This window comes from Sphingomonas sp., assembly GCF_051962185.1.
Classification (GTDB): Bacteria; Pseudomonadota; Alphaproteobacteria; order Sphingomonadales; family Sphingomonadaceae; genus Sphingomonas.
This window is the reverse complement of the sequence record NZ_JBQCCN010000032.1, coordinates 1-3987: the sequence shown is the minus strand read 5'-3', so window position 1 is coordinate 3987 and position 3987 is coordinate 1. Positions and strand designations below refer to the sequence as shown.

The window sequence follows — 3987 nt, the reverse complement described above, 5'->3', positions numbered from 1 at the left end:
GGGAAGGTCGCCTTGGCCATGTTGAAGCAGCCGCCCAGGTTTGTGTCCATGACCTCCTTCCACATCTGGTAGGTCATCTTGAGGATCGTGCCGTCGCGGGTGATGCCGGCATTGTTGACCACCACGTCGACCGGGCCGAGCTCCTGCTCGACCTGCTTCACGCCGTCCTGGCAGGCGTCGTAATCGGCGACGTCCCATTTGTACGCCTTGATCCCGGTCCGCTCGGAGAATTCGCGGGCGCGCTCGTCATTGCCGGCATAGTTCGCGGCGACGGTCATCCCCAGATCCTTCAGCGCCAGGCTGATCGCCTCGCCGATCCCGCGCGTTCCGCCGGTTACGATCGCTACGCGTGCCATTCGCTTCTCTCCTTTTGGCCCGTGATTCGGGCGGTGTCGTTCGGCGGGGAGGCTATTGGGCGCCGACCCACCCGGCAAGTTCCCGCGACAGGATGGCGCGGAGCATGGTGATTCCCGGCTCGCTATCGTTGAGACATGACAAATAAGCGAAGCGCTCGCCGCCCGCGGTCAGGAACGTCTCGCGACCGCGGATCGCCAATTCCTCCAGCGTCTCCAGACAATCGGCGGAAAAGCCGGGGGCGACGATCGCGACCCGCTTGGTTCCCTGTCCGGGCAGCGTGGCGAGCGTCGTGTCGGTCGCCGGCTCGAGCCATTTGGCGCGGCCGAAGCGCGACTGGAACGTCACGAGAAGGTCGCGGCCCAGCGCCTCACCGAGCAGCCGCGCGGTCTTCCGGCAATGGCAATGATAGGGGTCGCCCAATTCCAGCGTGCGCGCCGGCATGCCGTGGAAGCTGGCGATCAGCGCTTGCGGCTCGAAATCGAGCGCGGCGAGCGAGGCGCGGACCGAGGCCGCCAACGCGTCGATATAGAGCGGGTCGTCATGATAGGGCGGCAAGGTGCGGATCGCCGGTTGCCAGCGCATGCCGGCCAGCGCGTCGAATGCCTTGTCGTTGGCGGTCGCGGTCGTCGCCGCGCAATATTGCGGATAGAGCGGCGCGATCAGGATGCGCTCGCATCCCGCCGCCTTCATCGCCGCCAGCCGCTCGCCGATCGCCGGGTTGCCGTAGCGCATCGCCCAGTCGACCGTGACGCCCGGCCACGAGCCTTTAAGCGCTTCGGCTTGTGCCTGGGTGAATGCCGCAAGCGGCGAGCCTTGATCGGTCCAGACCTGGCCGTAAGCATGCGCCGACTTCTTGGGCCGCGTGTTGAGGATGATCCCGCGCAGGATCGGCTGCCAGGCGATCGACGGGATTTCGACGACGCGGCGGTCCGAGAGGAATTCGGCGAGGTAGCGCTTCACCGCGCGCGGGTTGGCTTCGTCGGGCGTGCCGAGATTGACCAGCAGCACGCCGATGCGCGGCGCCGGAATCACGGGATGATTGGGGGGCAACGTCACGCCAAATCCTCCCCGTCATGCCGGGCTTGTCCCGGCATCCAAGGTGCAACAACGGCTGGATTCCGTTGGAAAGGATTGGACCTCGGAACAAGTCCGGGGTGACGATACGATGAAGCGCGCAAGCTCACGCCTCCCCGACCCGCAACGGCAGCGTGCGAATCCGGAACCCCGTCGCCGATTGCAGCGCGTTGGCGATCGCCGGCGCGACCGGCGGCACCGCGAGTTCCGACACCCCACCGGGATCGGCCTCGCTGGCGATCACCTCGACCGTGATGTCGGGCAAGTCGGCAAGCACCGGCAAGTCGAGCTCGCCGAACCCGCGCACTGTGGCGACGCCGTTCCTGAACTTGGTCGACCCACCCAATGCCTGCGCCATGCCGAACACCAGCCCGCCCTCGATATTCTGCCGCACCACGTCGGGATTGATCTGCCGCCCGCAATCGACCGCGGCGACGATGCGGTCGACCCCGATCGTCTGATCCTCCTCGACATGCGCCTCCGCGAACAATGCGATATGACTGCCGCGAAAGCTGTGGCAGGCGATGCCCTGGCCGCTGCCCGACACGCCGCCCTCCCAGCCGCCGAGCGCCGCGACCGTGGTCAGGCAACGCGCCAGCCGCGCGTCGCCGCCCAGCATCCCGACGCGAAACGACAAGGGCTCGGTGTTCGCGGCATGCGCCAGCTCGTCGATGAAACATTCGTTGAAGAAGCAGGTGTAGCTATGCGCCCCCGACCGCCAATGCCCGGTCGGGATGCCGATGTCGGCCGGGTGATGATCGAGCGCCCAATTGGGGATCTGATAGAAAGGCGCGCCGCCCGCCACCGCATAGCCGTCACCGCCGGCCGCCAGCGCCAGGGCCGCCTGCACGGCCTTGTCCGCGGCGAGAAGCCGCCCTGCCAGCTCGCGGCCGGTCGCGGGTGCGGCGATCTTGGCGAGCAGGCCGACCAGTCGCCCGTTCTGGTCGACGCGGCCGGTCATCCGCGCCGCGGCGGGCGCGCGGAAGCGGTCATGGACGCAATCCTCGGCACGCGACCAGGTCAGCTGGACCGCCCGCCCGACCGCGCGCGCGATCGCCGCCGCCTGCACCGCCGCGTCGGATTCGAGCCCGATGCCGAACCCGCCACCGATCGGCATCGGATGGACCACCACCGATTCCTCGCCGACTCCCATCGCCGCCGCGACCGCCGAGCGCGCCAGCCCGGGCGCCAGCGTCGGCAGCCACAATTCGAGCGTGCCGTCGGTCCAGGCGGCGGTCGCCGCGCGCGGCTCGACCGAGGCGTGCAGCGCCGGGGCGACGCGATATTCGGCGCTGACGACCTGGGCGCCGCGGAACGCCGCACCGACGTCGCCGGCCGAGCCCAGGCGCACGCCCTCGCCGTTGAGCGCGGAATCGAGCGCGGCGGCGATCGAATAGTCGCTCGGCCGCGACACCGGCGCTTCGAACCGCGGCGCCAGTGCGTCGATCCCGCATTTGGCGGCCCACCAATTGTTGGCGACCGCCGCGACCCAATTGCCGTCCTCGACCACCTTGAGCACGCCGTGCACGCGATCCGCCGCCGCCTTGTCGGACGCGACCAGCCGGCTGTCGGTGGTCGGGCCTTGGCGGATCGCGGCGAACACCATGTCGGCGAGGCGCACGTCGGCGGCGAAATTGACCGAGCCGTCGATCCGCGTCGGACTGTCGAGGCGCTGCAGCGATTGCCCGGACAGTCGGCCGTTGTCGCCCGCGCGCAGCGGCACCGGATTGGGCAGGCTGCCGCCGACCGCCTCCGCCGCCAGTTCGCCGAAGCGCAACCGGTCCTTGCCGCGCACGACGAAGCCCTGCGCCGTGCCGGTCGCTTGCCAATCGGTGTTCCAGCGTTTGGCGGCGGCCTTTTGCAGCAGCACCCGCGCGGCGGCGCCAGCATCGCGCAAATCGCCCTCGAATTGACGGATCGAGGTCGATCCGGCGGTCAGCATCAAGGCCGAGCGCGTCGCATAATCCTCGCGCAAATTGCGCGGCAGTCGGTCGAACACGCCGTCGAACAATTCCGCCGCTGCGAGCGGATTGGCGTAGAGCGGGTTGAGGGGCGCGGGCTCGACCGCGACCGTCCGCCAGTCGGCGCCGAGTTCGTCGGCGACGATCTGCGGGAGCGTCGTCCAGGTCCCCTGGCCATGCTCGGCCTGCGGCACCGCGACCGCGATATGCCCGTCCTCGCCGATCTTGAGCCAGGCGTTGTAGATATGCTCGCCCTTGGCCGCGGTGAGATTGGGCCCATAGCGCCGCGGCCACACCGCCCAGGCGACGACCAGCCCGACCCCGACGCCGCCGCCGATCAGCAACTGGCGGCGCGTGAGGTGGGATTTGCGAGGGGCGTCGTCGGGCATCCCAATTGCTCTATCGCGCGGGTACGCGAGGGGGAAGCCCGGAGGGTCCACCTATCCTTAACCCCTCCCCTGAAGGGGAAGATTTAGCCGGCCGCCAGCGCTCGGTACTTGGCCCTCAGGCCGACCTTGTCGATCTTCTCCGTCCCCAGCCGAGGCAGCGGATCCGGGGCGATCCAGATCTTGGCCGGAACCTTGAACGCGGCGAT

The 3987-nt window shown here is 69.0% G+C and carries 3 protein-coding genes; all 3 read right to left on the bottom strand.

Translation table 11 applies throughout. The annotated features are described in order from the left end of the window. Positions 1 to 356: SDR family NAD(P)-dependent oxidoreductase (locus tag ACTHJR_RS02250; protein WP_440521439.1), on the bottom strand; the 356-nt coding region annotated here is incomplete at its 3' end. Between the two features lie 52 nt (positions 357 to 408). Further along, positions 409 to 1413, bottom strand: coding sequence for a ferrochelatase (gene hemH / locus ACTHJR_RS02245; RefSeq protein WP_440521438.1), 1005 nt, complete (start codon positions 1411 to 1413; stop codon positions 409 to 411). A gap of 124 nt (positions 1414 to 1537) precedes the next feature. Next, positions 1538 to 3781 (bottom strand): molybdopterin cofactor-binding domain-containing protein, encoded by a 2244-nt coding sequence (locus ACTHJR_RS02240; protein WP_440521437.1) that lies wholly within the window; start codon positions 3779 to 3781, stop codon positions 1538 to 1540. Positions 3782 to 3987 lie beyond the last annotated feature (206 nt).

Bases quoted from the DNA above. Each gene is read 5' to 3' on its own strand.
- ACTHJR_RS02240 (WP_440521437.1), bottom strand. From the start codon at position 3,781: ATGCCCGACGACGCCCCTCGCAAATCCCACCTCACGCGCCGCCAGTTG.